Annotated in this window: 17 protein-coding genes and 2 pseudogenes; 11 read left to right on the plus strand and 8 right to left on the minus strand. The window is 68.4% G+C overall.

Going from position 1 to position 26,118, the window contains the following annotated elements; translation table 11 throughout:
* The 6 genes from galK to ACZ68P_RS34610 form a co-directional block, all read left to right on the plus strand.
* Window positions 1-1,110 (plus strand): galactokinase (gene galK / locus ACZ68P_RS34585; protein WP_471013191.1); only part of this gene is annotated, 1,110 nt, incomplete at its 5' end.
* A gap of 1,223 nt (window positions 1,111-2,333) precedes the next feature.
* Entirely contained in the window at window positions 2,334-3,275 is a 942-nt protein-coding gene (locus ACZ68P_RS34590; RefSeq protein ID WP_471013192.1) for a carbohydrate ABC transporter permease, read from the plus strand.
* Window positions 3,272-4,159, plus strand: a complete 888-nt coding sequence (locus ACZ68P_RS34595; RefSeq protein ID WP_471013193.1) for a carbohydrate ABC transporter permease — start codon at window positions 3,272-3,274, stop codon at window positions 4,157-4,159. The genes ACZ68P_RS34590 and ACZ68P_RS34595 overlap by 4 nt, the downstream gene beginning before the upstream one ends.
* Window positions 4,160-4,220: 61 nt before the next feature.
* Window positions 4,221-5,528: an ABC transporter substrate-binding protein gene (locus tag ACZ68P_RS34600; protein WP_471013194.1), complete on the plus strand. Its 1,308-nt coding sequence runs from the start codon at window positions 4,221-4,223 to the stop codon at window positions 5,526-5,528.
* Between the two features lie 120 nt (window positions 5,529-5,648).
* Complete coding sequence (locus tag ACZ68P_RS34605; protein WP_471013195.1) at window positions 5,649-6,476, plus strand: IclR family transcriptional regulator; 828 nt, start codon at window positions 5,649-5,651, stop codon at window positions 6,474-6,476.
* Window positions 6,477-6,478: 2 nt separating this feature from the next.
* Complete coding sequence (locus tag ACZ68P_RS34610; RefSeq protein WP_471013196.1) at window positions 6,479-7,354, plus strand: SMP-30/gluconolactonase/LRE family protein; 876 nt, start codon at window positions 6,479-6,481, stop codon at window positions 7,352-7,354.
* A gap of 67 nt (window positions 7,355-7,421) precedes the next feature.
* Here ACZ68P_RS34610 and ACZ68P_RS34615 read toward each other — a convergent pair whose 3' ends face one another.
* The 3 genes from ACZ68P_RS34615 to ACZ68P_RS34625 are packed head-to-tail and all read right to left on the minus strand — an operon-like array spanning window position 7,422 to window position 10,239.
* Window positions 7,422-8,159: an SDR family NAD(P)-dependent oxidoreductase gene (locus tag ACZ68P_RS34615; protein ID WP_471013197.1), complete on the minus strand. Its 738-nt coding sequence runs from the start codon at window positions 8,157-8,159 to the stop codon at window positions 7,422-7,424.
* Window positions 8,156-9,073 (minus strand): dihydrodipicolinate synthase family protein, encoded by a 918-nt coding sequence (locus ACZ68P_RS34620; RefSeq protein WP_471013198.1) that lies wholly within the window; start codon window positions 9,071-9,073, stop codon window positions 8,156-8,158. Before ACZ68P_RS34620 ends, ACZ68P_RS34615 begins: the two co-directional genes overlap by 4 nt.
* A 2-nt stretch (window positions 9,074-9,075) precedes the next feature.
* Window positions 9,076-10,239, minus strand: coding sequence for a mandelate racemase/muconate lactonizing enzyme family protein (locus ACZ68P_RS34625; RefSeq protein WP_471013199.1), 1,164 nt, complete (start codon window positions 10,237-10,239; stop codon window positions 9,076-9,078).
* A gap of 103 nt (window positions 10,240-10,342) precedes the next feature.
* On the opposite strand from ACZ68P_RS34625, the gene ACZ68P_RS34630 reads away from it, so the two are divergent.
* The 4 genes from ACZ68P_RS34630 (at window position 10,343) to ACZ68P_RS34645 (ending at window position 14,222) form a co-directional block, all read left to right on the plus strand.
* A complete protein-coding gene (locus ACZ68P_RS34630; RefSeq protein ID WP_471013200.1) occupies window positions 10,343-11,020 on the plus strand; it encodes a bifunctional 4-hydroxy-2-oxoglutarate aldolase/2-dehydro-3-deoxy-phosphogluconate aldolase in 678 nt (225 codons plus the stop codon).
* A 12-nt stretch (window positions 11,021-11,032) separates the two neighbouring features.
* A complete protein-coding gene (locus ACZ68P_RS34635; protein WP_471013201.1) occupies window positions 11,033-11,968 on the plus strand; it encodes a sugar kinase in 936 nt (311 codons plus the stop codon).
* Window positions 11,969-12,473: 505 nt separating this feature from the next.
* Entirely contained in the window at window positions 12,474-13,448 is a 975-nt protein-coding gene (locus ACZ68P_RS34640; RefSeq protein WP_471013202.1) for a hypothetical protein, read from the plus strand.
* 276 nt (window positions 13,449-13,724) lie between these two features.
* Complete coding sequence (locus tag ACZ68P_RS34645; RefSeq protein ID WP_471013203.1) at window positions 13,725-14,222, plus strand: SigE family RNA polymerase sigma factor; 498 nt, start codon at window positions 13,725-13,727, stop codon at window positions 14,220-14,222.
* Window positions 14,223-16,090: 1,868 nt separating this feature from the next.
* Here the strand turns inward: ACZ68P_RS34645 and ACZ68P_RS34650 are convergent.
* The 4 genes from ACZ68P_RS34650 to ACZ68P_RS34665 all read right to left on the minus strand — a co-directional run bounded on the left by ACZ68P_RS34650 (window position 16,091) and on the right by ACZ68P_RS34665 (window position 23,553).
* Window positions 16,091-18,706: a transglycosylase domain-containing protein gene (locus tag ACZ68P_RS34650; protein ID WP_471013204.1), complete on the minus strand. Its 2,616-nt coding sequence runs from the start codon at window positions 18,704-18,706 to the stop codon at window positions 16,091-16,093.
* A gap of 1,630 nt (window positions 18,707-20,336) precedes the next feature.
* Complete coding sequence (locus tag ACZ68P_RS34655; RefSeq protein ID WP_471013205.1) at window positions 20,337-20,711, minus strand: DUF6009 family protein; 375 nt, start codon at window positions 20,709-20,711, stop codon at window positions 20,337-20,339.
* 209 nt (window positions 20,712-20,920) lie between these two features.
* Window positions 20,921-22,474 (minus strand): DNA primase family protein, encoded by a 1,554-nt coding sequence (locus ACZ68P_RS34660; RefSeq protein WP_471013206.1) that lies wholly within the window; start codon window positions 22,472-22,474, stop codon window positions 20,921-20,923.
* The gene (locus tag ACZ68P_RS34665; protein WP_471013207.1) at window positions 22,471-23,553 is read right to left on the minus strand and encodes a bifunctional DNA primase/polymerase; all 1,083 of its coding nucleotides are present in this window, start codon (window positions 23,551-23,553) and stop codon (window positions 22,471-22,473) included. The genes ACZ68P_RS34660 and ACZ68P_RS34665 overlap by 4 nt, the downstream gene beginning before the upstream one ends.
* A gap of 1,276 nt (window positions 23,554-24,829) precedes the next feature.
* Between ACZ68P_RS34665 and ACZ68P_RS34670 the strand changes: the two are divergent.
* A pseudogene (locus ACZ68P_RS34670) lies at window positions 24,830-25,849 on the plus strand (IS110 family RNA-guided transposase); the annotation flags it as partial.
* 110 nt (window positions 25,850-25,959) lie between these two features.
* Here ACZ68P_RS34670 and ACZ68P_RS34675 read toward each other — a convergent pair.
* Window positions 25,960-26,118: pseudogene (locus ACZ68P_RS34675) on the minus strand (IS5/IS1182 family transposase); the annotation flags it as partial.

Below are 26,118 nucleotides of genomic sequence, written 5' to 3' on the forward strand. Positions count from 1 at the left end.
GGCGTCTGGGCCGCCCCGGGGCGCGTCAACCTGATCGGTGAGTACACCGATTTCAACGACGGCTTCGTGATGCCGATGGCGCTGCCGCACACGGCGGTCGCCGCCGTCGCCCGCCGGGACGACGACGTGCTGAGAGTGCACTCCGCCGATGTCGAGGGCGGGATCGTCCTGCTCGACCCAAACGCTCTGGAACCGCTCGCCCCGCTCGCTGGAGGGGGTGGCGCGAAGTGGGCCTCGTATCCAGCCGGTGTCCTGTGGGCCCTGCGTGAGGCCGGGCACCGGGTGGCTGGGGCGGACATCCACCTCGCGTCGACGGTCCCGACCGGCGCGGGCCTGTCGTCCTCCGCCGCCCTGGAGGTCGTCACCGCGCTCGCGCTGAACGACCTTTACAACCTGGGGCTCTCGCGCCCCGAGGTGGCGGTGATCGCCCAGCGCGCGGAGAACGCCTTCGTGGGCGTCCCCTGCGGGGTGATGGACCAGATGGCGTCCGCGTGCTCCGTCGCGGGGCACGCACTCTTCCTCGACACCCGGGACCTGTCTTACCGTCAGGTGCCCTTCGACCTCGCCGCGCGGGGCCTGCGGCTCCTCGTCGTCGACACCCGGGTGAAGCACGAGCTCGGGGACGGCGCGTACGCGGAGCGGCGCGCCGGGTGTGAAGCGGGTGCGCGGGCGCTCGGTGTGCGCGCCCTGCGCGACGTGCCGTACGCGCACCTGTCCGAGGCCCTCGCGCGTCTGGACGACGAAACGGTTCGGCGCTACGTCCGGCACGTCGTCTCCGACAACGAGCGGGTCGTGCGGACGATCGCGCTCCTCGACGCCGGGGACGTACGGGCGGTCGGCCCGGTCCTCACCGAGGGGCACGGCTCGCTCCGGGACGACCTGCGGGTCTCGTGCGCCGAGTTGGACCTCGCGGTCGAGGCGGCGAACGCGGCCGGGGCGCTCGGCGCCCGGATGACGGGCGGCGGTTTCGGCGGCTCGGCCATCGTACTGGTGACGGAGCCGCAGGCGGACGCCGTGACGGAAGCGGTCAAGAGGGCGTTCGCCGGGGCGAAGTTCGTCGCGCCCCGCGTCTTCGACGCCGTGCCGTCCCAGGGAGCCCGCCGGGAGTAGGAACACCTCGCGCTCCCGCTCACCGAGGCGGAGATCGCAGGGACGCTGTATCACCACCGTGGCCGCCGGTGAGATCGTCGACGATCTCACCGGCGGCCACGGTGGATCACTGTGGAGCGGCGCGCGGCGTGCGCGGCCGCCGCCCAAAGGAGTCCTGTGGACAACGTCCTCCCCAGGCGTCGCGTTCTCCTCGACTTCTGGCTCTGGCGAGGAATCGCGTTGATCGGCTGATGCGGGATCACTCGCGACTAGGGAAGAACCTAGGACTGACCGACCTGATGACGAGCGAGCCTTCCGCTACCCGCCGTAGGCGGGGTACAGGTGGGTGAAGCTGTGAAAAACCGCAGTGGCGGCCCCAGTAAGCTGCTGGCAAAGGCGGGCTAGCGCTGCGTGCGTACGGCCATAAGACCCTCTGACGCCCCCTTGCCCCAACCGCAGGTGCAACGCTCCGCAGTGACCTCGCCGAACTGAGGCAGAGGACGCGATCGGGCCCCCAACGGCGCGACCGAAGCAGCCGTGTGAGCACGGCACCCGGGGTGCCTGCCGCCGCCGACTGCCCGACTACGGGTTCCTCTCTCCCGTCCCGAAACACTGGCACGTAACGAGGCGCGGTCGCCTCGCAAGGTGGTGAGCCGCAGGCCGCGAGGCCCCGCCGGGGTGGTCAGCGGCTCGTCGCTGCCCGGCTCGCCCCTGCCGGCGGCGGGCTCCCATGGCCGCCGGGCGGGGAGACTGCCTTCCGCCCGCCGTAGGAGGCCCGGTTGCCCCTGCCGTAGCTGCCCGGAGGCAGCACTAGGGATTTCACCGGGGTTGCCCGGCGGAATCCCTAGGTGTCCTGGTAGCGCACGTGAACGCACGCGGCCTGCTTCAGGCTGCACCGCAGCGCTCCAGGAGACAGATCTTGCTCTCCCGCCCGGCGGCCCGCCTTCACCCCGACGGACTCCCACGGCTCCCCGCGGGCCGTCCCGTGCCGGTCGCCGACGGGGTGGCCGACCTCCCCTTGCCGACCTCCGCCCGCTGCATCGGGCCCTGCAGAGTGAGTTGAGGCGCCGTGCACAGCATCGACGACAGAGAGCGAGATTTGGATCTCGATTCTCCATGGGGCCCACTGGATCGCATGAGACATGCCCTGATGGGATCGAAGGGCTTTATTGTGAAACAGACATCCGTTTACTAGATGGGAGATCTGCTATACGGTTCTGACCTGTCGCACAAGGAGGAGTCAGATGGCGACCATCACCGAACCCCCGCAGACCCGCAGGACCACACGCACCCCGCCGCGTAAGGAACGGGCCGGCACTCTCGGTTCGAGGGACCGCACGTTCGGGTTCCTGCTGGCCGCGCCCGCTGTGGCTCTCTTTCTCGTCGTGGCCATCTATCCGCTGGTAGCCAGCATCGGAACGAGCCTCTACAGCCAGTCGCTGATCAGGCCTGACCGCGAGTTTGTGGGCCTGAAGAACTTCACTGACGTCTGGCCCGACTTCGTGGACCGCCTGGGCAACACCCTGGTGTTCTCCGTGCTGGCAACCATCGGCCCGGTGCTCGTCGGCGTGGCACTCGCTGTACTTCTCAACGCCCGCCTGAAGGGACGCAACCTGTTGCGGGGCCTGCTGATGCTCCCGTGGCTGCTGCCCGGAGTCGTTGTGTCCTTTCTGTGGGCCTGGATCTTCAACGACAGCTACGGCGTGGTCAACCACATCCTGGGCGCGCTGCACCTGCCCGAGACGGACATCCTCGGACGCCCCGGCACGGCCATGGCGGCGGTCGTCATCGCCAAGACATGGAACTCCTTCCCATGGGTGATGGTCGTAGTGCTCGCCGTGCTGCAGACCCTGCCGCGTGAGCAGCTGGAAGCGGCCGCCCTCGACGGGGCTTCCCGCGTCCAGCGGTTCTGGCACGTCTCGCTGCCCCACCTGATCGGACCGGTCGCGCTCGTCAGCATGCTCGAGTTCATCTACAACTTCGGCTCGTTCGACATGATCTTCGTGATGACCGGCGGTGGTCCTGGAACGTCGACGATGACCCTTGCGGTCAGCCTCTACCAGTACGCCTTCACAGCTTTCAATCTCGGCAAGGCCGCCGCCATGGGAGTGCTGTGGTTGGCCGCCCTCTCCGTGATCTGCGGCGCCTACTTCCTGATCAACAAGAAACTGGAATCACGCTCATGAGCCTGCTCTCCTCCACACGGTTGCGCCGACGCTCACGTCACGTAGGGGAAGGCATCACCAACCCGCGCCTGGGCTTGCTGGGCAAACTGGGACTGACGGCTCTCGCGTTGTTCGGTCTGCTGCCGGTGTACTGGCTCGTCGCCACGGCCTTCATGCACCGCACGGATGTCTTCGCGGCCGACCGCCCCCTCTTCCCGCTGCACCCGACGCTGGAGAATTTCAGCGCGTTCTTCGCCGAGAACTCCACTCTGCCAATGAACCTGCTCAACTCGCTGCTGATCTCCGGCGGTACCGCGGTGATCTCGGTCGTCGTCTCGGGGCTGCTCGCCTACTCGCTGTCAAAGTTCCGCTACCGCGGCCGCAGCGCCATCATGGTCATGTTCCTCGTGGGACAGCTGATCCCGGGCGCCCTGCTGCTGGTCTCGCTGTACCTCATGTTCAGCGCCGCCGGGCTGCTGTACACGTACACCGCCGTGATCCTCTCCTACATGACGTTCACGCTGCCGCTGTCGGCGTTCCTGCTTAAAGGGCTGATCGACGGCCTGCCGGACGAGATCATCGAGGCGGCGAAGGTGGACGGGCTGTCCAACCTCGGCACCCTGTTCCGGATCGTCTTCCCTCTCATCGCGCCGGGCCTCGTAACCGCTGGGATGTTCGCGTTCATGCGCGGCTGGAGTGACCTGCTCTTCGCCCTCACCCTCGCCGGACCCGACAATCAGACCCTCCCTGTCGGCATGACGACGGCCTTCATCCACGAGGGCAACGCCAACTGGCCCGCTCTGATGGCCGCCTCCGTGATCACCTCGCTGCCGCTGGCCGTGATCTTCATGGCCCTCCAGCGCTACTTCGTCTCCGGTCTCGCCGCCGGAGCTGTCAAGGGGTGACCCCCCTTCCCTTCCTCGTCACCCCCTTCCACGTAACGATCTCGATCTGACGGGAGCCGTCATGTCCCACACCCCCCTGCCCAATCCGTCCGTGTCTCGCCGAGGACTGCTCGCCGGATTCGGCGCTTTCGGCGTTCTCGGCGCCCTTGCGGCGACCGGCTGCTCGACCTCCACTCCCGGCGGCTCCGGCAACGCGGGTCCCTCGGAGACCGACACGCTGAAGTTCTACGGCAACGCCCTCGGTGAGGCGGCGCAGAAGCCGGCATGGACGGCGATTATCGCGGCCTGGGAGAAGAAGACCGGCAAGAAGGTCAAGCCCGTCATCTACCCGTACGACCAGGCGGCGACCCAGCTCACGCTCGCGGCCAAGTCGGGGGACTTCCGAGGGGTCGGCCAGGGCAACTGGCAGGTACTCCTCCCCACCGGGGTTCTGGCGGACGTGGATGACCTCGTCGCCCGGATGAGCCTGCCCCCGCAGCTCATTGACTCGCTGCGCGTCGACGGAAGGCTCTACTTCGTCCCCCTCAACGCGTCGGGTATCGGTCTGGTGAGCGACGGCCGGGTGGCCGACGAGGTCGGGCTGAAGGACGGTCTCACGGTGGAGCAGTTCGCCACTGTCCTGGAGAAGATCAAGAAGCAGGACAGGAAGGTGATCCCTTACGCGGCGGTCACCAAGAACCCGGACCTGAAGGACGCCGTCCACTGGATGTGGGGATGGGGCAGCGAGGTGGTTACCACCGATCTGAAGTGCACCATCGGCGATGCCGCGAGCGTTGCCGCGCTGAAGTGGTACAAGGAACTGCTGGACTCCGGGCTGACCAAGGCCGGTGTCTCCCGCTCGGACGCTCGCGTGCTCTTCGCCCGGGGCCAGACGGTCCTCTACGACGACGCTCCGCTCGCCAACAGCTTCGTCAAGACCAACGGTGGTCCTGCGGCGCTCACGGCCGCCGTGCGGCCCCTGGCCCGCCCCACGACCAACGGTCTGCCGTCCTACAACCGCTACTGGGGCAACGGACTGTTCTGCAGCAAGGGTGAGGGCGAGAAGACCAGCAAGGACTTCATCACGTACGTCACCACGGAGGCGAGCGCGGCAGGTCAGCTGTACAAGCAGGCAGCGCTCGCACCGGCTGACGACAAGGTGGCTCGGCAGATACCCGAGCTGGCCAAGGACACCTTCCAGAAGCAGTTCCGCGTGAGCATCACCGAGCACGCCCGCGCGGCGGTGTGGGACACCCTGACCAGCCAGGCCCAGTTCGACTCCACGATCAGCGAGGGCGTGGCCTCCATCCTCGCCGGGCAGACCGGCGTCCAGAGCGGCCTGAACGCGTTGCGCAAGCAGGTGGAGGACATTCTGGCGCAGGAGCGATGAGGCCCTCGGCCACCTGCTGATGCGTGCGAGTACGCTACTGTCATTACGGTTGTGCAAGTGCAATTCATCTGGTGGATGGTCTATGGCGCTGCGGCGGGGCCGCGCGCGAAGGGGAGGATCATGGCAGCCGAATCCGGCGCCGGTACGCAGGCGGTCGAGCGAGCCATGTCGCTGCTCGCCTGCTTCACCGACGAGCACAGCGAGCTGCGGGTCACCGAGCTGTGCTCGCAGACGGGTCTGGGGCAGTCCACGGTCTCGCGGATGGTTTCCTCGCTGGACCGCCTCGGATACGTCGCGCAGGACGTCCGCACCGGCCTCTACCGTCTCGGCCCCATGGCCGTGACGCTCGGTTCGGTGGCGCTCAACACGTCCTCCCTCTTCCGCGCGGCCCGGCCGATCGCGCAGAGCCTCGCCCACGCCACAGGGCTCGGCGTGAACCTCGCCGAGTTCCGTGACGACCGGTTGTTCTACCTGTGTAACTTCGAGGGCGCACGCTCGCCCAAGTCGTTCACCATGGCAGGGCGCACGGCCCCGCTGCACGCCACGGGCATGGGCAAGGCCATCCTGGCTGAACAGCCCGCCGAGTACCTCCAGGAGTACTTCACCAGCGGCTTCGGTCACGCATACACCCCGCACACGGTCACGGACCCGGCCCGTATGGCGGAGGTTCTCACCGAGATCCGCAGCCGCGGCTACGCGACCGAGATCGAGGAACTGGCCTTCGGTCGGGCCTGTGTGGCAGCCCCCATCCGTGCGCGGGGCGGCCAGGTCGTGGCGGCCCTCTCCCTCAGCGGTCCGCTGTCGGAGCTGGAGCTGCCGGGCCGGCAGCAGGAACTGGCGCTGATGGTGATCGAGGCAGCCGACGAACTGTCCGTCTCTCTCGGCTTCACCGTCTCCTTCGCTCCCGTGCCGCGCCTGCCGCTGCCCGCGCAGGGGCTGTCGGACTGAGCATGCGGCCGATTCGTACACCGCTTCCCAGGGCGCTGCTGGGCGAGGCACCCCGCTTCGACGCGGCGACCTCCACGCTCAGCTGGGTCGACATCCTCGCCGGCCGGCTGTGGGTGGCCGCCGTGCAGCCAGATGAGCCGGTGGACGACTGGGTTTCGGATCCGCAGCGGCTCACGGAGGTCGAGCCCCCGCTGAGCTGCGCGGTCCGCGCCGAGGACGACGACTGGCTCCTGGCCGTCGCGGGAGCCGTACTCCTTTGGACACCCGCGGCCCCGCCGGCCCTCGTGGCCCAGCTGGAAACCGACTCCGCGCACACCCGGCTCAACGACGGCGCCGTCGACGGCGACGGCCGCTTCTGGGTGGGCTCCATGGGAGTGCGGCGTCCCCTGGGCCCCTGGGGCCGCCTCCACCTCGTCGCCCGGGCGGGGCGCGCCGGCGTCCTGCTGGAGGGTTTGCTCGCGGCCAACGGCATCGGGTGGAGCCCCGACGGAGGGGTCACCTACGTCGTGGACAGCGGGCTCCGGCTGATCCACCGCCTGCGCACCGCCGGCGAGGGGCCCATGGAACCGGTGGGCCCACCGCTTGCCGTCCGCGGCGGGATCCCCGACGGCATCACGGTCGACAACGAGGGCTGCCTGTGGGTCGCTCTGTGGGACGGCGGCTGTGTCGTGCGGCTGAGCCCAGAGGGTGAGGAACTGGCGCGTGTCGACCTGCCCTGCTCGCGGCCCAGCGCCTGCGCCCTGGTCGGCTCCCGGCTGGTGGTGACCACCGCGACGGTGCCGGGCGAGGATGCCTCCGGCTGGATCTACGCCGTGGACGTACCCGTGGGCGGACCCCCCGCGCACCGTGCGAGGCTGAGCGGCGCCCGGGACCACTGACCCCGACCGTTGCGGCGGTCAAGGACGCGTGTACCGGGCCGGCCCGTGCCGCGGGGCCGGCCCTTGCTCATCCGTCGGCCGATCCCGTTTCCCCGAGCAGCTTCTGCCGCAGGTCGGGGCGGAGGAACGCAGCGGGACTGGCGATGGACAGCCCGCCGTCGACCGGCAGCACCACCCCCGTGACGAACTCTGCCGACGTCAGGTACAGCACCGCACCAGCTACGTCAGCGGGCGTACCGACGCGGCCGAGCGGATAGCCCTCTGCGACTCGCGGCCAGTCATGGTGGCCGATCATGCCTGGCGCGACCGCGTTCACGCGGATCCCGCGGGGGCCGTAGTCGAGCGCCAACTGCCGCACCAGACCCTCCACGCCGGCCTTGGCGGCCGAGTATCCCGGCAGCCAGGGAGCGGCGAGCGTGGCGTTGATCGAGCTGACCGCGACGATGCTGCCACCCGGCGGCAGCACCGGCAGGGCCGCGCGCGCGGGGAAGAACGCGGTATGCAGCGTGTGGGTGATCGCGCGGTCCCAGTCCGCGGGAGGCAGCGCGTGCGCGGCGCCCGGCGCCATGACCGCCGCTGCCAGCACCAGCACGTCGATTCCGCCGAGCCGTTCCAGGGTGCGGGCGACCGCCGCGTCCGCCCCGGCCGGGCCGCTGACGTCGAGCGTGAGGTTCTCGGTCAGTGCTGCGGGGGCGTCCCCGCCTGCGGACACGCCCACGACCCGGTCGCCGATGCCGGTGAACGCGTCGGCGAGAGCATGTCCGATGGGCGAGGAACTGCCGATCAGCAGGACGGCGCGACTCACGCGGGAACCTGCCGAAAGCCCGGCAGTCGCAGCTCGTCGAGGATCTCGTCCAGTGCCTTCGCGGTGAGCGGGTCCAGTTCCTGGGCCGGGAGCCGGACGGCACCGGATGCGATGACCCCCCGCCGCCGGAGCACCTCCTTGTGCACGGCCCAGGCCTGGCCGGGGCGCATGCCGATCTGGATGAGCGGCAGCAGCTGGGCGAACGTCGCCCGGGCGTCGAGCCGGCGCCCAGCCGCGAGGTCGTCCAGGATGCCCCGGAGCAGGTCGGCGAACTCGCACGCGGGCATCGTGCCGACGCTGCCGTTGTCGTACTCCTCGATGAGGGCCAAGGCGTTCTGCCCGCCCAGCACGGCGAACCCGGCCGGTACTGCCTCCGCCACCGCGGCCACCTTCAGCGGCGTCGGGGCGGCCTCCACCTTGACGGAGGTGATCTGAGGAACGGCCGCGAGCGTGGAGATGGCTGCGGTGTCGATCGGTACACCGGTGACACCAGGTGCGTCCTGGATCATCACGCTCGCCTCGGAGGCCGCCGCAACCTCGGCGTAGAAATCGATGACCTGCTGGCGGCTTGGCTTGGCGAGGAACGGCGGGAGCACCATCAGCTGGTCGGCGCCGGCCGCAGCGGCGTGCCGGGCCTGCTCGACGGCAGTGACGGTACTAGTGCCGTTGACTCCGGCGACGACGGGGAAGTGGCTGCCGACGACGTCACGGACGACCTGCAGGACGAGGGCGCGTTCCTCGCCGGTCAGGGCGAAGCCCTCGCTGGCCATGCCGAAGACGGCGAGCCCGTCGATACCGCAGCCGAGCTGGAACTCTACGAGGGAGCGGAGCGAGGCCACGTCGAGGTGTCCCGAGTCGGTGAACGGGGTGGCGAGGATGGGGATCAGCCCGGTGGGGGCGCTGCTGGGGGACACGATCAGCTCTCCTTGGCGAGGGCGAGTACGGTCTCGCGGTCGATCTCGATGCCCAGCCCCGGGCCGGTGGGAAGCACGAATCCCGTGGGACCAGCGGTCAGCGGCTCACGCAGGATCGCTTGGGCAACGGGGACGGTCGTGGGCTGGAACTCGAAGAAGGGGCAGTTCGCGCTCGCTGCGGAGACGTGCAGGCCGGCGGCCATGGCGACGCCCAGTCCCACGGAGTGGTGGTAGGCCACCGGTACGTGGTGCGCGTCGGCGAGCGCTGCGATGGTCATGGCCTCGGTGATTCCGGTGCGGGCGACGTCGGGCTGGGCGAGTCCCAGCGCCCGGCGGGAGAGCCAGTCGCGGAACTCGTAGCGGTTGCGCATGGCCTCGCCGACCGCCACCGGGATGCTGAGGCGCGAGGCGAGGTCACGGTGGCCCTCGATGTCCTCCGGGGCCATGGGTGCCTCGAAGAACAGCGCGCGTCGGCGGTCGAGTTCGCGGCCCAGTTCCAGTGCCTCCGACAGGCTGTAGTACCAGTGCGCGTCCACGGCGATGCGGAGTTCGGGGGCAGCGGCGGCGATCGCGTCGTAGGTGGCCAGGTCGGCCTCGACGCCCTTGCCTGCGGCGATCTTGACGGCGACGGCGCCTTGGGCGGCCCATTCGGCGGCCAGCCGTGCCCGGCCTTCGTCGGTCGGCTCCGGCAGGCCAGAGACGTACACCGGGATGTCAGTGCGGTACGCGCCACCCAGCAACTGGGCCACCGGGAGTCCGGCCGCCTTGCCGGCCAGGTCCCACAGGGCTGTATCGAGTGCCGCGAGGGCGTCGGCCTGATGTCCTACCAGATGCCCGCGTTCGCGCATGAGATCCCGCATGCCGTCCCATAGGGGCCGCACGGCACGGGGGTCGCGACCGATCAGCCACGGACCCAGCATGCGGTCGATGATCGCGGCGACCACTTCCGGGCCGACTGGGGCCAGCGCCTCACCCCAGCCCTCCAGCCCTTCATCGGTGGTGACGCATACCAGCAGCGTCTCCATGTGAGCGGAGTAGAGGCTGCGCCAGGGCTGCCGCACGAAGTAGCCGTCCGCGCTCGGTGCGGTGCCGTCCTCCAACTTCCCCAGATAGGCCGACTCCGTCGGCTGTTTGATGACGTACGTCGTGACGCGCGCAATCCGCATGCCGCTCCCTAGGGTGTGATATTCGCATTATGGCTTTGTTCTTGCGCATATTGAAAGTAGCATCCATGAAACACTCTCGGGAGAGTCGCCGATGGAGGACTTTGTGAACGTGCTGGAAGAGCTGACCCTCCGAAGGGTGCTGGCCATCGTCCGTGCCGACAGTGCGGACCGCGCCGTGCGCTGCGTCCGTACCCTGGTCGGCGCGGGTGTCACCGCTCTGGAGGTGTCGCTGACCACGCCTGGGGCCCTGGACGCGATCGCGCGGGCCCGCGCGGAGTGCGACCCCTGCGTCCTGCTCGGCGCCGGGACGGTCCTCACCGCGGCCGACGCCGACGCCGCCGCAGCGGCCGGAGCCGCCTACATCGTCACCCCGGCGATCACTGCGGGAGCGCGCCACGCCGTCGAACTCGGTCTGCCCCTGCTGTGCGGGGCGCTGACTCCGACCGAGGTGATCAGCGCTCTCGACCTCGGCGCGATGGCGGTGAAGATCTTCCCGGCCGGTACTCACGGTCCGCGCTACATACGGGAGCTGCGCGCGCCCTTGCCCACCGCACCCCTCATCGCCGTCGGCGGCGTTGGGGTCGACAGCGCCGCCGCCTATCTCGCCGCCGGCGCGTGCGCCGTGGGCGTCGGCTCCCCGCTCCTGGCAGAGGCCGGCTTCGCCGACGGCGAGGGCGTTCAAAGCGCCCTCGCCGCCCGCGCCACCACGCTGCTCACAGCCGTAGGCGCGCCCGTGCCGGCCCCCGGCATCGCAGCGGCACCAGCCGACCGACACATATGACAGGAGCCCAACATGACCGGCGTACTCACGATCGGCGAGGCCATGGCCTCCCTGCGCACCCACACTCCGCTGCGGCTCGGCGGCCCGGCACACCTGTCCATCGCAGGCTCCGAGAGCAACGTGGCCATCGGCCTGGCCCGGCTGGGCCACCAGGTTGCCTGGGCGGGGGTGATCGGCGAAGACGAACCCGGTGAACTCATCCGCAGGACACTGCGCGCCGAAGGCGTGGACACACGCTTCGTACGCTCAGCCCCGGAAGCCTTCACCGGCTTCATCACCTTCGACCAACCCGCCCCCGACATCACCCGAGTCGGCTACCACCGAACCGGTTCAGCCGGCTCCACCCTCACCCCCGAAGAATGCCGCCTCACACTCACCGCCGCCGCACCCGAGCTGCTCCACCTCACCGGCATCACCCCGGCCCTGTCGACCTCGGCGCGCGAGGCTACGACGGCCGTGGCCAGGGCGGCGCACACTGCGGGTGTGCGGGTCGCACTCGACGTCAATTACCGCAGCCGTCTGTGGTCCAGGGCAGACGCCGCGACGGCCCTGCGCGCGTTGCTGCCCTGGGTGGATGTCGTCTTCGCGTCGCAGGACGAGCTGGACCTCCTCGCGGACGGGAGCGATCCCGTTGCCGGGCTGCTGCGGCGCGGCGTGGCCGAGGTGGTCGTCACCGCGGGTGGCGATGGCGCCCACTGCCACACCTCCGAGGGCAGCCGGCACCAGCCCGCTGTGCCTGTCACCGTGGTGGACAGCATCGGCGCGGGGGACGCCTTCGTCTCGGGGTACCTGTCGGCGCTGCTGGACGGACTCCCGACGGCCGACCGCCTGGAGCGCGCGGCCACGTCCGGCGCGTTCTGTGTCGGAGCCCACGGCGACTGGGAGGCGCTGCCACGCCGGGAAGACCTGGAGTTGCTGACCCGTGGAGACGGCACCGCTCTGCGGTAGGCCCGGGCGGCCCCACGGCATCGCCGGCCCTACCCGCCTCCTTGTCGGCCAGCTTGTGTGGCCTGCCACAGCATCGCCCTCTATCGACGCCGTGGTGAGCTGGTGGCCAGCTCACGGCCGCTGTGTTCTTCTATGGCCCGCCCACTGCTCGGTGTGCGAGCCGCTTCATTGACATGGCCAGCAGTCCGGGATGCCTCGTACAACTGGGGGCGCTCTGACGGATCATTGAGCGGGAGGGGGCAGAACAGATCTCCCTAGTTGTCGAAGACCCTGAGTGTCAGCAACGTCCGGCAGCTCTATACCTAGGCCAGCAGGCAACTGAGCGGACGACGGCGAGGGCCGGTGTGCCTGCCCGGAGGCCTGTGTCACTGGCCTCCCTGGTCTCCCGATCGGGCAGGACGGGCGGGGGTGGGGCTCGTAGTGTGCTCCGCACCCCGCGGAACATCACGGGGCCCTCATACGCCGGGCGGCCGGTGTTCCGTACGAACAGCGGAGGAGCGTCCTGATGACGACACCGGCCGAGCATGTGGCAATCGCCGCTGGGGAGCTGGCCTACGCGGCACGTGTCCTAGTGCCGCCAGCCCCCATCCCGTCTGACTTCCTCGTCAAGCCCGCGCAGTGGACGGCTTATCTCCTGGCCGCTGAACTGGAGTCCTGGTCGGAGTACTGGTCCGTCGTCGCGGGCCGCGGGTCTTCCCTGCCGAAGTATCTGGAGCATCAGAACGCCGAGCTTAAGTCCTCTTTTCTCGCGACTTTGGGTCAGATTCTCGCGACTCCATGCCCCCAGCCGCAGAACGAGGAGGAAGAGGAAAAGAGCCCGCAGATCTTCGAGGTGCAGGGGAACTATGTGGACGCGATGCGGGACACGATCACCGCCATCGCCACCGCGCTCGTCAAGGATTTCGGAGTCTCCTACGAGGCTCCGGTGGTCCCGAAGGCACCCGGTACCCAACTCACCCATGATGCGGCGCAGGGTACACAGAACCTTCCGGTCAGCGCGATGAGGGAGTCCGAAGAGCGGCGTTGGGGATCGAAGCGATCTGTGGGGCGGCACATCCAGCTGGCCGAAGTGGCGCAGGTCTCCGGCACCGACGGAGAGCAAGAGGTGGTGGCGGCGGACCTCGACTCCCGACAGCCCAATCACGCCTGGAACAAGGAACGGCTGAAGGCCGCCCCCGTGGGCTCCCCCGTTCCGTGGGCGGTGTACGCGAAACGCCGCAAGAAGGGAAAAGGCTGGAAGGGCGTGAAGCTCCTCTTGGATCCTGAGAACCCGGGAGCCCCCCGTATCGGCTACCACAGCGTCGATGTGGAGGTCTTGGCGTGGGGCACCGTCACTGTGACGCAGCGCGGTACCCGCCTTTCGGCCGGGCGGGCCGAGTTCTCCCTCGCGCTGAAGGACAGCGGTCAGCTGTCCAGGGTGCAGGAGTGCGTCCAGAACCAGCTCCGGATGGTCACGCGTAAGACGATCGAGTTCGTGTAGTAGCTCAAGCCCTGACGGTGGCGCTGAGCAGCGATGTGGCCCCGGTCGGCGCACGGTCCGGCCACGATCGGTCCATGGTGTCCTGGCCCCCTCGCCTCAGATTGACAAGCGGCCGCTCCCTTGCTGGGTGCTGCCACACGTGCGCTGTTCCGGGGCGACGCGTGTCGGCCCCCCGGGATTGCGCGACCAGCGTCACTCTGCTGCGTCGTGACCCATGTCAACCGACACCTGATGCCAGGCGTGTGCGGGGTGAAACGAAAGATCCAGGAGTGAGTGTTGACCGTCGAGGAATTCGAGGCGTTCTACGAGCAGGCGGTCGCACGACTCATCGGGCAGTTGTACGTGGTGCTGGGTGATTTGCACGAGGCTCAGGACGTCGTACACGAGGCGTTCGTGAAGGGGTGGAGTCGGCGGCGGCAGCTTGATCCGGACGGGCAGCCGGAGGCGTGGATCCGTACGGTCGCCTGGCGCCTCGCCGTTAGCCGTTGGCGTTTCCGTCGGCGTGCGTCGGATGCCTGGGACCGCGCCGGTGCTCCGCCGCCCGTCGAGGGGCCCGGTCCCGACCACGTGGTCCTCATCGAGGCTCTGCGTGACCTGCCCGCCCAGCAGCGGCGCACGGTGACGCTGCATTACCTGTGTGACCTGAGCGTCGAACAGATCGTCGGCGAGACGGGACAGTCCGCCAGCACCGTCAAGACGCACCTGGTCCGCGGGCGGGTCGCGCTCGCCGATCGTCTCCAGCCCCGGAACGTCGAGGATGATCCCGGGGCTTGATCCCCAGGAACCTCCTGCGCGAGCTGTTCCAACAGGCCGCGGCGTCTGGGCAGCACCCTGTCCGGGCGGTACCAGTCGCGCGTATCGCCGAACGTGCCCGCACACGCGTGGGCGTCGCCGCCAGCGCCGCGTGCGTCCTCTTCGACGGTGGCGGGGTGACCACGGCCGCTCACCTGCTGGCCGGCCCCCACGCCCGTGTGTACCCGGCCAACCGCCCGAGCCCTCTGGCCGAACCGCCGTCCACGGGCAGACGACCCGTCCGCCGACGACTGGTTTGACGGCGTCGACTTCTTCCACCGGCGAGGGCATACCAGGGGTCCGTCAACCTCGGCGATATGGCCGCCGGGGCGGAGTACCACGACGCCGCCCTGAGTCTCATCTGTCCCGGCCTCCGTTCTCCTCGTCTCCTCCGCGCGTGGTTTCCCTGCCCGATCTCCGCTGCCCCGTCGCGCGACGCGCGGTCGTCGCATGATCCGTCATGCCTTCCCTCACCCACGAGTGTCCGGACTTGTTTGTCATATCCACGAGGTCGAGGGAGCAGTCGCCGTTCGTCTTCTCGCCGAGGCCACCGGCCCTGGCCCCGAACGGGCCGGGCGCTGCAGTCGGCCGACTGCGGCTGAGCGCCGCGGAACGAACGGCGTCTGGCTCTACTTGCTCACCCGCACGGCCATCTGGACGGTCCCCCTGCGGGCGGTGAATCTGTCCCTCCGACGCGGGCGACCCGGGGGCCGTCCTGGCTGCCGTCGAGCGATGGGGAGGGGGGCTTCCAGAACGTGGCGCGTGCCGGCTACTCCCCCATGCGAGCCGGCCCGGGAAATGCCGACGGGGACAACCGGGGGACGTTTTTCCCGGCTTCCCGCTCGCGCTCCAAGGCCATACACGTCGTCGTTCCGCACTGGACCGCGGCGCGGCTGCTGATCTCGTTCGTCGCCGGAGACGTCGCGGTCCCCGGCTCGCGCGGGGTCGCGTCTGTATGTGTCCCACGGGAAGGCCGGCTCCCGGACAGTACAGCTTCTGTTGCTCTCCACGTGCGCGGTCTTCCTCGCCGTCGGTAAGAGTGAGCCGTTCTTCCCCGGTCGCGCCCTGCCCGACTGGTTCGCCGCCCAGCTGCTGTGTACGTGGGCCCCGCCTTTCAGCCCCGGCAGATGTCCTGGAAACGTGCGGCGCTGTCGCCACCGACGTGGCTGTCGCACGGTGGCTCCTGCCCGAGGCAGTGACGGCCGCTGTGCGCGTGTTAGGCCCGGCTCCCCAGCTGTGCGGGCAGGTGAGTCTGCCCGTGTGGTTGCCCCGAGACAGGCTTCCTGACGGTCCTGGGCGGTGTCGACTCCCGCCCCCTCCACGTCTGGAAGACCGAGCTGTTCGCCAAACGCTTCGCTCGCGCACTCATCCGCCAGCGTCGTGTGCTGTTCCGCCCTGGGCTCATGGCCGAGCAACTGGCGGCCCGTGCGAAGCCGTGCCTGTCCTTGACGTACGAGCTGAGCGCGCCCGAGCTCGCGCCGACCGGCGCCTTCAGGCGTGGCAGGCCTTTCGCTGAGGCGCTTGCCACGTCGATGTCATCTTCGGGCGGCAGTACGTAAACCCATCCCAAGCCCGTGTGGTGAGAGTAGAGGACTGTCGATATAGGGCTGCCGGGGCGTGGCCGGTCGTTCTCTCGAAGGAACACTCCGCCGCGTCCCCAGGCTGGCTGGGGGGCGCGGCTTCAGGTGGTGCCTGTGTCCGTCCCGGCGTCGGTGTCGCCGCGATCGCAACCACCGTCCCTCGTCTCCATCGAATTCCTCACCGTTGCCCCGGCGGTGGGGTGCCGGGCAGGGGCGGGAGGATCGTCTCCGTTCGGTCCCTGGACGGAGGAGCCGCCGCCGATCCCGTCGTCACCGCTGCTCTCGTCGCTCCTCGTCGTCTTCGCTGCCGGGGTCGAGCGAGGGCTCCTGCTGCTCGGACGGCGACGACGAGGGCGGGGGTGGGGGCAGCAGGGGGTCGTCGCCGGTGTCGGGAGGCGTCCGGTCGCCTTCGCTGCCGGGGTCGAGTGAGGGCTCCTGCTGCTCGGACGGCGACGACGAGGGCGGGGGTGGGGGCAGCACGGGGTCGTCGCCGGTGTCGGGAGGCGTCCGGTCGCCCTCGCTGCCGGGGTTGTCACTTCCGGAAACGGCCTTGCCGTTCAGGGCTTCCGGCTCCGGGAAGTCCAGTGCCTTCTCACCCTTGAGCGCTTCGGTCATGTAGTCGCGCCAGATCTGCGAGGGGAACGACGAACCGTGGATCTTCGGCTGGGCACCCGTGCCGTACATGGACTCGAACTTCCGGTCCTTGACCGACTCGTCGTCGGGGAAGCGGTACATGTCGATGGCGGTCGACAGTTGGGGGGTGTAGCCCACGAACCAGGCTGAGTTGTTGCCGTCGGTCGTGCCGGTCTTGCCGGCCGCCTCGCGGCCGTGGAGCCGCGCATTCTTGCCACTGCCGTTGAGGACGACGTCCTGGAGGACGTCGGTGACATTGCCCGCGACGGCCGTCGAGAAGGCTCGAGCGGACACTGAGGTGTGCTCGTAGACCACCTGTCCCTGCCGCTCCACCTTGGTGACGGAATAGGGCTCGTTCCGCTCGCCTTCGTTCGCGAAGGTCGCGTAGGCCCCGGCCATGCGGATCGCGCTCGGGGAGGAGATCCCGAGCGAGAACGACGGCACATCGGCCTTGACTAGCGAGGACTCCAGCAGTCCGGCGTCCAGGGCCGCCTGGCGGACCTTGTCTATGCCCACGTCCATGCCGAGCTGCACATACGGCGAGTTCGCCGACTTCGCCATCGCCTCGCGCAGGCTCATGTTCGGATAGTCCGCGTCACCGTCGTTGACCTGGCGCCACTCGGCACCGTTCTCGTCGTGCCAGATCGAGCCGTCGTAATCCCTGATTCTCAGCTTGTTCCGGCCACTGTAGAAACTCCTGTCGGGGTCGACGATCGTCCGGGTTGAGGCATCTTGAACCGGGCCCAGCTCCTTGTCCCGCACTCCGTCCCGCATAGCCGCGGCCAGTACGAACGGCTTGAACGTCGAACCGACCTGGGCGCCCGTCTGGTCGGCGTTGTTGGTGAAGTGCTTCGTCGCGTCGACGCCGCCGTAGATCGCGACGACGGCTCCGGAACCGGGCTCGACCGAGGCGCCGCCGAACTGGACGTGGGTATCGGTCTTTGGCCGCTTCACCGGGTCGATGTGCTTCGCGTAGACCTTCTTGACGGCCGCCTCGAGGGCTTTGACCTTCTTCTTGTCGAATGTGGTGTGGATCTCGAACCCGCCCTGGGCGAGCTGCTTGGCGTCGATGCCCTTGTCGTTTTTGTTGAGGAAGTTCGCCTCAGCCGTCCGCACCAGGTAGCCGATCTGTCCGCCCAACTGCGCACCCTGCGTACGCGGCTTCACGCGGGGGAAGTCGGTGATCTTTGCCCGTTCTGCGGGTCGCAGCTTTCCGTCGTTCTCCATCTCGTCAAGGACCCATGTCCACCGCCTTTCGGCCCGCTCACGGTTCGCCTGAGCGGTGGCGGCGGGGTCGATCTCGGGAGAGCCAGCCGGGTCGTAGTAGGTCGCGCCCCTGAGCAGCGCGGTCAGGAACGCGGACTCGCTCGCGTCGAGGTCGCCGGCGTTCTTGCCGAAGTATGTGCGGGCTGCGGCCTGGATGCCGTATGCCCCGCGCCCGTAGTACGCGGTGTTGAGGTAGCCGGCCATGATGGTGGGCTTGTCGTACTCGTTGCCGACCCGGATCGAGATGAAGAGCTCCTTCACTTTCCGGGTCAGCGTCTGCGACTGGTCGTTCAGCCGGTTGTTCTTCACGTACTGCTGGGTGATCGTCGAGCCGCCCTGGGTGTCACCGCCCCTGGCCATGTTCCACACAGCGCGGCCGATACCCACGGGGTCGATCCCCGAGTCGGTCCAGAAGGTCTTGTTCTCGGCGGACACCACGGCGTCCTGCATGTGCGATGAGATCTGCTGGATCCCGACGATCTGCCGATTCACCTCGCCCCCGGTGGCGACCATCTGCGTGCCGTCGGCCCAGTAGTAGACGTTGTTCTGGGCTTTGGCTCTCAGATCCTCGTCGGGAATGCTTACCATGGCGTACGCGATCGTCGCCGCACCGATAAGGCCTCCGACCAGCGCGAGGAAGAGGCCCGTCGTGAGCTTCCACGAGGGCACCCAGCGCCGCCAGCCGTGCTTTCCGGACCGCGGGTAGTCGATGAGCCGCTTCTTGCCGGGCGGGCGTTCGCCGCTCCTGCCGCCACGGTGGCGGCGACGGCCTTCTCCCCTATCGTGTTCAGGTTCCCGTCGGTTCCCGCGGCGCTGCGCAGCGCGGCTTGCCTCGGCGCGCCCCTCGTGAGGCTGCCGGCCTGGTCCGTGGACGGAGGGCTGCCCGAACGAGGCCGAGGGCGTTGTCTCCGCGCGGTGGTCGGCCGATCGGGGCGCAGCATGTCCACTACTCGGCTGGTGCGGCATGCTGCGGCGGTGCTCGCTCATCGAACGACTACTCCTCGGGCGGGACCCCCGACCGCTCAGTCCACTGACAGACGCCCCAGGGCGGCGCGCTGTCTGGTCTGCGGCGCCTGTTGCTTCGGGTGCGCCGAGGGGCCAGCGGACGGAACCGCACCACGTGAGCCGTGCATCTTGTGCTCGTATTCCGGGCAGCCCGCTCGCTGCGGAAGCCCGGGGCGCGGGCCGGCGGCTGTGCGCCGTGCGCGGCCTGGCTCGCGTGGTGGTGATTCCGCTTCGTGGCGCGGTCGTGTGGGTGCGGGGCGGGCCCCTTCGGTCGGCGGGTCTGACTGCGGGGCTGCTTGTGGCGCCGAGGCCTCACCCCGGGTACGGGATGCTCCCCCGTTCTTCGAACGTAGATCTCGTAGCGTGGGGGGCAAAGCTCGAAGGGGCACCCTTTTGGGCATTCCGTGCGGCCCCCAGCCTTCGGAGTTCCGCCCGTACCCAGAACGCGCGACCGATGGCCCGCTGTACCAGGTCCCGCTTGTCTGCGGCGACGTAGGCCGGCACCTGGCGGCGGAATCCGTTGTCGATGACGGGCTCTGCTTGTTGTCGATCCGCACCACCCGCTCGAGGGCCAAGCGCCATTCCTTGGCATCCCGCCGCGACATGTCTGGGTACAGGGCATGCAGGGCGTCTTCTAGAAGCTGGTGAGCCTCCGGTCCGCCGAGAGAATGCTCGATGTCGGCGGGGAAGAGCGGGGAGATGAACGGAGCCGCGGTCACGCGACGCATGGCCCCTCCTGAGGGCACGTGAGTACAACCGGTACTCCAAAGGCCCCGCGCCGGCTCTCAGGGTGGCATCAAGACCGGCAGACCATCCCTCAGAGGCCACGAGCCAGGAGGGCTCGATGCCAACACGCAGCTGAAGGGAAGAGGAAGACCCCGCTTGGTCTTGTCATGCGCAGGGGCAAGAGGGTACGCCCTTCGGCGATCAGCTGGTGGGTATGAGCCGTGTCCCCGTGTTCGGGGAGGCGCTGGCCGGTGTCGACGGCGGGATCTGGTTCGCCGTACCCAGAGCGCCAGGCTGGAAGGGGCTTCGTGGTCGAGGCAGCGGGGAGCCACTCGCTGTGGTGAGGGCCCGTGGGGTCTTCCGCTCGTCCCCCTGGACGGCCAGGACTCGGGCGAGGCGTAGGTGGAGGAGGCTACGGGTGGCGGGGTGTCGGTCCGGGTGATGGCGTGGGTCAGGTAGCTCCGGGATGGGCTTCGGGCCCTCGGAGGCGGGATGGCTGCGGTTGATGGCCTGGAGGTGCTGTAGCCGCGTCCGTGGCTGCGGCCGACCTGGCTCGACATTTTGCGGGCAACGACTCCGACCGGGCGCACGGACCGCCTGTCGGATGACTTGGGGCTGCCGGAACGGGAGGGCGCCTGTAAGGCGTGGGGAGGCTGTGAGTATCTCTGATGGCCGGTGGTGGCAGCAGCGTGGTGGGCTGCTGCCTGTGGCAAACCGGCCTGGGTGGCGAAGGCGGACCACAGCCGTCCGGAGTGCGAGGTCCACGGGTGCTGTCGGTGTCCATCAGCTTGTCAGGGTCCGTCAGGCCCTCGCCACCGCTCGCCTGAATGACAAAGGTGCTGGTCGGGGCCGCCGGGTTGGGCCGACAGGGACTGGAGGGACTGATCTAGGCAACCGAAGTGACGGATCCGCGCTGCGACCGGGCGGTCTTGCTTCCCACGCTGCCTGGCCTGATGGTGCGGGGATCGACCGCTTCTCCTGGTGCTCCTGCTCGGTACAGACCGTCGGGCTCGGCGTCGCGGTCGTGGGGCAGCAGGTAGAAGACACGTCTTTTCTGCATGCCGGTGTCGGGGTCGGCCTCGGCTGCGGCGCTGAGTTCAGCAAAGCCGATCATGCGTCCGTCACGGTGGTAGCGGGGCTTGCCTCGGCGACGCGGTGTCTTGTCGAGGGCCTGGCGGACATAGTCGAGCTCTTCGGGGTCTTCCAGCCACACCACTTTGTCCTCGTGGGTGAGATCGCTCGCCGTCAGTAGCGAACTCATGGCTTGGGTCCCTCCTCGGTCACGGTGGCCATCAGCGGGCCCGGGTTCCTCCACGCCGCGGTCGGCGCCGATGTCGGTATGCGGCGGCCCGTTATGGGCCTCCGCGCCTTGCTGGCTCGGCTCATCTTCCTAGTCCATGGTATGTGTGTCGGTCGCTTAGCGGGAGCACGCGTCCGGGCGTCATTGTGAGGGCACCCGTCTGCGTCGGGTCAGGCTGGCCCTTCGTCTGCGGTCAGAGCGAGTCCGGGGTAGAACTTCTGCCCGTTTGACCGCAGCATTTCGCTGGGTGAGGCGACGCCCACCTCGGCTCTGATGCGGGTAGCGAAGGCGCGGGTAGTGGCGGGGCGCAGGCCTTCTCCGTCCTGGCACCAGGCGCTGTAGGCGCGGTAGAGGGCGCCTTGCTCCACTTTGAGGTCGCGCGGTTCGTCGAGGTTGCTGTTGGTCATGCAGCACTCGGCGAGGAATCGCCCGATGTGGTCCTCGGTGGTGGCGTAGGCCTGGGTGGCGGTGCGGACGACGCTGGGGCCGGTGAGCGGCGGCTTGGTGGCGAGGTAGTTCTTGGCTCCCTGGATCATCCAGTGGAGGATGCCGGGGCCTTCGTCGTGGACGAGGATCTCGGCGAGGTTGTCGATCTTGCGGTGATCGGGCACTACCTTTTCGAAGGGGATGAGGCGGATCCTTCGCCAGAAGGCGTGTCCGCCGGTTCCTACTTCGGGTCGGTGGTTGCCGAGAAGCCATAGTTTGTGGGTGGGCTCGAAGCTGAAGAAGTTTTGTCGCATGCGGCGGGCTTTGAGGCGGTCTCCGCCGGTGAGGAGCTTGACGCGGGCTTCATCGAACTTGTCGTGGGGCTTGAGCTCGCTGCAGACGAAGAGGCGGCGCCCGTGGAGTTCTGTCAGTTCTGTGGAGTGCTCGTTGAACTTTCCGCGTTCCATGAGGAAGCCGGGAGGGGCGACGTCGGCGTAGTCGCCGAGGATCTTGATGACGACGTCGAGGAGAGCGGATTTGCCGTTGGCACCGACTCCGTAGAGGAAGGGCAGGACCTGTCCGCCGACGTCACCGGTGATCGAGTAGCCGAGGAGGAGATGAAGGAAGTTGATCATCTCCTTGCCCTTGTCGTCGTCGCCGAAGGTCTGCAGGAGGAAGGCTTGGAAGCGCGGGGTGGGCATCGCTTCAGGAGCGAGGTAGGTGGCCCGCGAGTGTAGATCGCGGGTGGGGTCCGGTTTGTGAAGTTCGCCGGTTCGCAGGTCCACGACGCCGGCGGGAGTGCACAGGGCGTACTTGTCGCCGTCGAGAGTGTCGGGGTCGAGGGCGAGTCCAGGTGAGGCTTTTGCTTGCGTGAGCATGGCCTTGACACCAGAGGTGGACATGGCGCGCTTGCGGTGCTGAGCGAGGTCTTTGTCGCTGAAGACGCCACGGGGATCGTGTTCGGGGATGTCTTCGGCCATCTCGCCCGCTGCCCAGATTGCCGCTTTCTCGCCGCCGGTGCGCTTCCAGCGGTATTCGTCCCAGACGTACCAGCCCAGTCCTTCGACGTGGCGGAATCTGTCGTGGTGCAGGTGGGCGAACAGCTTCGCGTTGCCTCGGTCACTGAGGCTGTGCAGGAGTCCTGACTGGATGAAGTCTGCTGGGTCGGAGGTGGGGGCGGGTACTGAGTTTTGCTGAGCGGGGAGGCGCCGCGGGGTCGGAGCGGGGTCTGTGGTGAACGCGGCGAGCTGTTCGGCCGCCGCCTGGGCGTTGAACCCGGTGCTTCCGGCGCTGCTCATGTGCGTTCCTTGGGGTGGATGGGTCGGGCGCTGCCGGCTCGCATGCCGGTTTCGATGATGAGGGCGTTTCTTCGGGTCTGGTGCGGCCTTGCGTGGGTGGCGGCTTGGATGAGGAGATCGCGGCATTCGGCCTCTCCGAGGTGGCCGGCTTGTGCGAGTCCCCCGGCGGTGAAGGCTGCTCGATTGAGTTTCTCACTGAAGCCCATGCCTGAGGGGCTTGCGTCGCAGGCGCGTACTTCTTCAAGGAGTGAGCCGAGGATGCGTTGGCCGTTCCCGGTGGGGCGTGGGGAGCGTTGCCGGGGTTCGGGCGTTGCCGGCGTGGGGGACGCCGCGGTGTGAAGGCCGTGCCCGGTGCGGTTGAGTTCGGCGATGAGCCACAGGGGTAGGGGTGCCGGCTGGCGCGCGCCGGTGAGGGCTGTGTACGTGCCTGCCTTCGTGCGTGTGCCCGGCGCGACGATGTAGCCGTTGGCTGCCCGGATGTCTACCTGCCAGGCGAGCGCGGTCTTGTTGCTGGATCCGCTGGAGGACCGGAAGTGTGGTCCGCTTCGGGGAACGCGGTACCAGATGTGCATGCCTCCGGAGGGGGTCCTGACTCGCAGGGTGGCTGCATCGTCGCAGGGGTTGGGGCGGGTGCGGTAGGCGGCCAGGAGAGCAAGGGTGTCGAAGCCGCTGCTCAGTCCTGTCAGGTCGACTGTCTCGGGGATGGGGACGCCGGGGAGGATCCGGTCGCGGGCCGGGAGGACGGTGGTGTGGGCGTCGACGTCTATGACGACGAGCCGTGCAGGGCCGCAGGCGATCCCGATACCGAAGCCTTCCTGTGCCTTCCACCAGTGCCTGATGGTCTCGGGGTTGGTAGTGGCCGCGTGGAAGCCGTGACACCAGCCTCTTTGTGTGTGGCAGGGGCACTGATGTGGGGGGTGTTCCGAGTGGCTGCATGCCGCGCAGTTGGGGGCCGGCTTCTTGTCTCCGGGGACCAGAGGGTGGACTGGATAGCCGTGCTGGGCCAGCCACAGGGCGATGTCTGACGGGGCCCGTCCGGTCGTGGCCTGCGACAGCTGGTCCTCGGGATGGACGGGCACGGGTTCTTCCTTGACGGTGGCTCGGCGTCGTTTTGGGCAGCGGGTGTCCTTCAGACCCGGCCACTGCCCTGCCCTGGAAGGGACTGAAGGGACTGAAGATTCACTATGCCGGAGATTAGCGCAGAGACCGGCGCGACTCACCTATGACGCCACCAGTCTTGGAAAGTTGAGTCCCTCCGGTCCCTCAGTCCAAGAACTTTATGCCGGTTTGTCCGAAAACATTGGACCCTCGGACAGCCAGAGCCAGTCGTGTCACCACCGGCGCCTGCTGCCGACAGCCCAGCTCGCGCCATTCCCCCCTCCCCCAGCCCCCTCCCCCCACAACTGAGGGGCTGAGCCAGCTCTCCAGCTTTCGGTCCCTCTCGCTTCAGTCACTGCCTAAACCTGCTGGTCAGGGCCGTTTTCGGCAGACGGCAGGGACTGAAGGGACTCAAAACTGCAGTTATGAGCGAGACAGCTCTACCAGTACTCCTATACGCCCGCGCATACACACACGCACACTAAGAGTGGAAGTAGCCAACCTCGGTCCCTTCAGTCCCTCTGATCAGCTAGAGAGGGCTCTGACCTGCACTTTTACTGAGGGACTGAACAGGCAGGGACTGAAAGCCGCACCAGCAGCAGTCAGCACCCCGGAAGCCGGAGAGCCAACAGCTGCACCGATTGCGAGCTCTGAGCCGATACTTGCTTCCAAGCGCTGATGTAGACGGGAGGGACCGAGGAACTTGGAGAAGGATTGAGCGGCTCGCGCCATTCCCTCACTCCCCCAGCCCCCCCCCACAACTGAGGGGCTGAGCCAGCTCTCCAGCTTTCGGTCCCTCTCGCTTCAGTCACTGCCTAAACCTGCTGGTCAGGGCCGTTTTCGGCAGACGGCAGGGACTGAAGGGATTGAGCGGCGGCATCGGGCCCCCCGAGGAGCAGACGGCGCATCACCAGGCCTGCCGCACCCAACCATTTGGCAAGCTCCGGAATCGTCTATCGTCCATTGGCTCCCTCGTGCGCTCGAGTCCCTCCAGTCCCTGCTGGCCAAAGCTGGAGACTGCGCCGCCACCGACAGTCCTGTGTAGCGACGCGCTGCGTTCTGCCCTCCTCGCCCGCCTTAACACCTTGCAGCCCGCTCGGTGCAGCCGCTGCTGCCTGTGGTCGGCAGCGGCGCGGCTGCGCCAGTCCAGGACCTGCTCGCGGGTGAGTTGGGAATCGCGACTCGATCGCTCCGTAAGACAACGTCGGCGAGGTCGTCTGCGGGACTGGGTGCGACGACGAGCTGACGGAGGAAATCGTGCCTGAGATCTGGGCCGGACTGGACATCGGCAAGAAGCACCACCACGCCGTGGTGATCGACGCCGACGGCAAGCGGCTGCTGTCCCGCCGCGTGCTGAACGACGAGAGCGAGCTGCTCCAGCTCATCGCCGATGTCCTGGAGATATCCGGTGACGTGCTGTGGGCCGTGGACATCAACACCGGCATCGCCGCCCTGGCCACCGGCCTCCTCCTGGACCACGGACAGCCCGTGGCTTACCTCACCGGCCGGACCATCCACCAGGCGTCCACCACCTACCGCGGTAAAGGCAAGACCGACGCCCGTGACGCCTTCATCATCGCCGACCAGGCCCGCATCCGCCGCGACGTCAGCATGCTCCGACCCGGCGACGACATCGCCCTCGACCTGCGGCTCCTCACTGCTCGGCGCCTGGACGTCGTCCACGACCGCACCCGTCAGATCAACCGCCTGCGGGCCCAGCTCCTGGAGTTCCTCCCCGCGCTCGAACGGGCCCTGGATCTGACGAAGAAGGGCCCCGTCGTCCTGTTGACCGCTTACCAGACCCCGTCCGCGATCCGCCGCATGGGCGTCCGCCGGTTGGAGACCTGGCTGCGCAACCGCAAGGTCCAAAGGGCCGGCGTGCTCGCGGCCGCAGCCGTGGAAGCAGCCCAGGCCCAGATGACCGCCCTGCGCGGCGAGGAGCTCGGGGCCGAGCTCGTCGGTCGCCTCGCCCGCTCGGTGGCCGCCTACAACGACGAGGCGGCCGAACTCGACGCCCGGACCGAAGCCCGCTTCCGCCAGCACCGGGACGCCGAGATCATCCTCAGCATGCCCGGCATGGGACCCACCACCGGCGCCGAGTTCATCGCCGCGACCGGCGGCGACCTCACCGCCTTCACCAGCCCCGACCGCCTCGCCGGCTTCGCCGGCCTGGCCCCGGTCCCCTGGGACTCCGGAAAAGTCAATGGCAATCTGCGCCGGCCGCGGCGCTACCACCGCGGCCTCCAACGTGCCCTCTACCTCTCCACCCAGGTGACTTCGGACTTACTCGTCTAGTTGTCGATCCATGCCCCCAGCTCACACCCCGACCGGGCTCGAACGCACAGGCCGGGACCATCCAGACAGGGAAGTCCTTCACTGAGCCTTTTTCATCCTGAATAGTTGCAGGTCAGTAGGGTGTGGATGGCTTGGACGATGGTGCCGATGCGGCGGGTGGAGCATCGGGCTCGGCGAAGGATCCGCCAGGACTTCAGCTGTGCGAAGGCGCGTTCGCCGGGAGCTCTCAGGCGGGCGTGGTCGCGGTTGAA

This window comes from Streptomyces sp. NPDC036822 (assembly GCF_055609145.1).

Excerpts from the sequence above, each read along its gene's own strand:
- ACZ68P_RS34590 (WP_471013192.1), top strand. The coding sequence starts at position 2,334 with ATGGCGACCATCACCGAACCCCCGCAGACCCGCAGGACCACACGCACC.
- ACZ68P_RS34595 (WP_471013193.1), top strand. The coding sequence starts at position 3,272 with ATGAGCCTGCTCTCCTCCACACGGTTGCGCCGACGCTCACGTCACGTA.
- ACZ68P_RS34600 (WP_471013194.1), top strand. The coding sequence starts at position 4,221 with ATGTCCCACACCCCCCTGCCCAATCCGTCCGTGTCTCGCCGAGGACTG.
- ACZ68P_RS34605 (WP_471013195.1), top strand. The coding sequence starts at position 5,649 with ATGGCAGCCGAATCCGGCGCCGGTACGCAGGCGGTCGAGCGAGCCATG.
- ACZ68P_RS34610 (WP_471013196.1), top strand. The coding sequence starts at position 6,479 with ATGCGGCCGATTCGTACACCGCTTCCCAGGGCGCTGCTGGGCGAGGCA.
- ACZ68P_RS34625 (WP_471013199.1), bottom strand. The coding sequence starts at position 10,239 with ATGCGGATTGCGCGCGTCACGACGTACGTCATCAAACAGCCGACGGAG.
- ACZ68P_RS34635 (WP_471013201.1), top strand. The coding sequence starts at position 11,033 with ATGACCGGCGTACTCACGATCGGCGAGGCCATGGCCTCCCTGCGCACC.
- ACZ68P_RS34640 (WP_471013202.1), top strand. The coding sequence starts at position 12,474 with ATGACGACACCGGCCGAGCATGTGGCAATCGCCGCTGGGGAGCTGGCC.
- ACZ68P_RS34650 (WP_471013204.1), bottom strand. The coding sequence starts at position 18,706 with ATGAGCGAGCACCGCCGCAGCATGCCGCACCAGCCGAGTAGTGGACAT.
- ACZ68P_RS34655 (WP_471013205.1), bottom strand. The coding sequence starts at position 20,711 with ATGAGTTCGCTACTGACGGCGAGCGATCTCACCCACGAGGACAAAGTG.
- ACZ68P_RS34660 (WP_471013206.1), bottom strand. The coding sequence starts at position 22,474 with ATGAGCAGCGCCGGAAGCACCGGGTTCAACGCCCAGGCGGCGGCCGAA.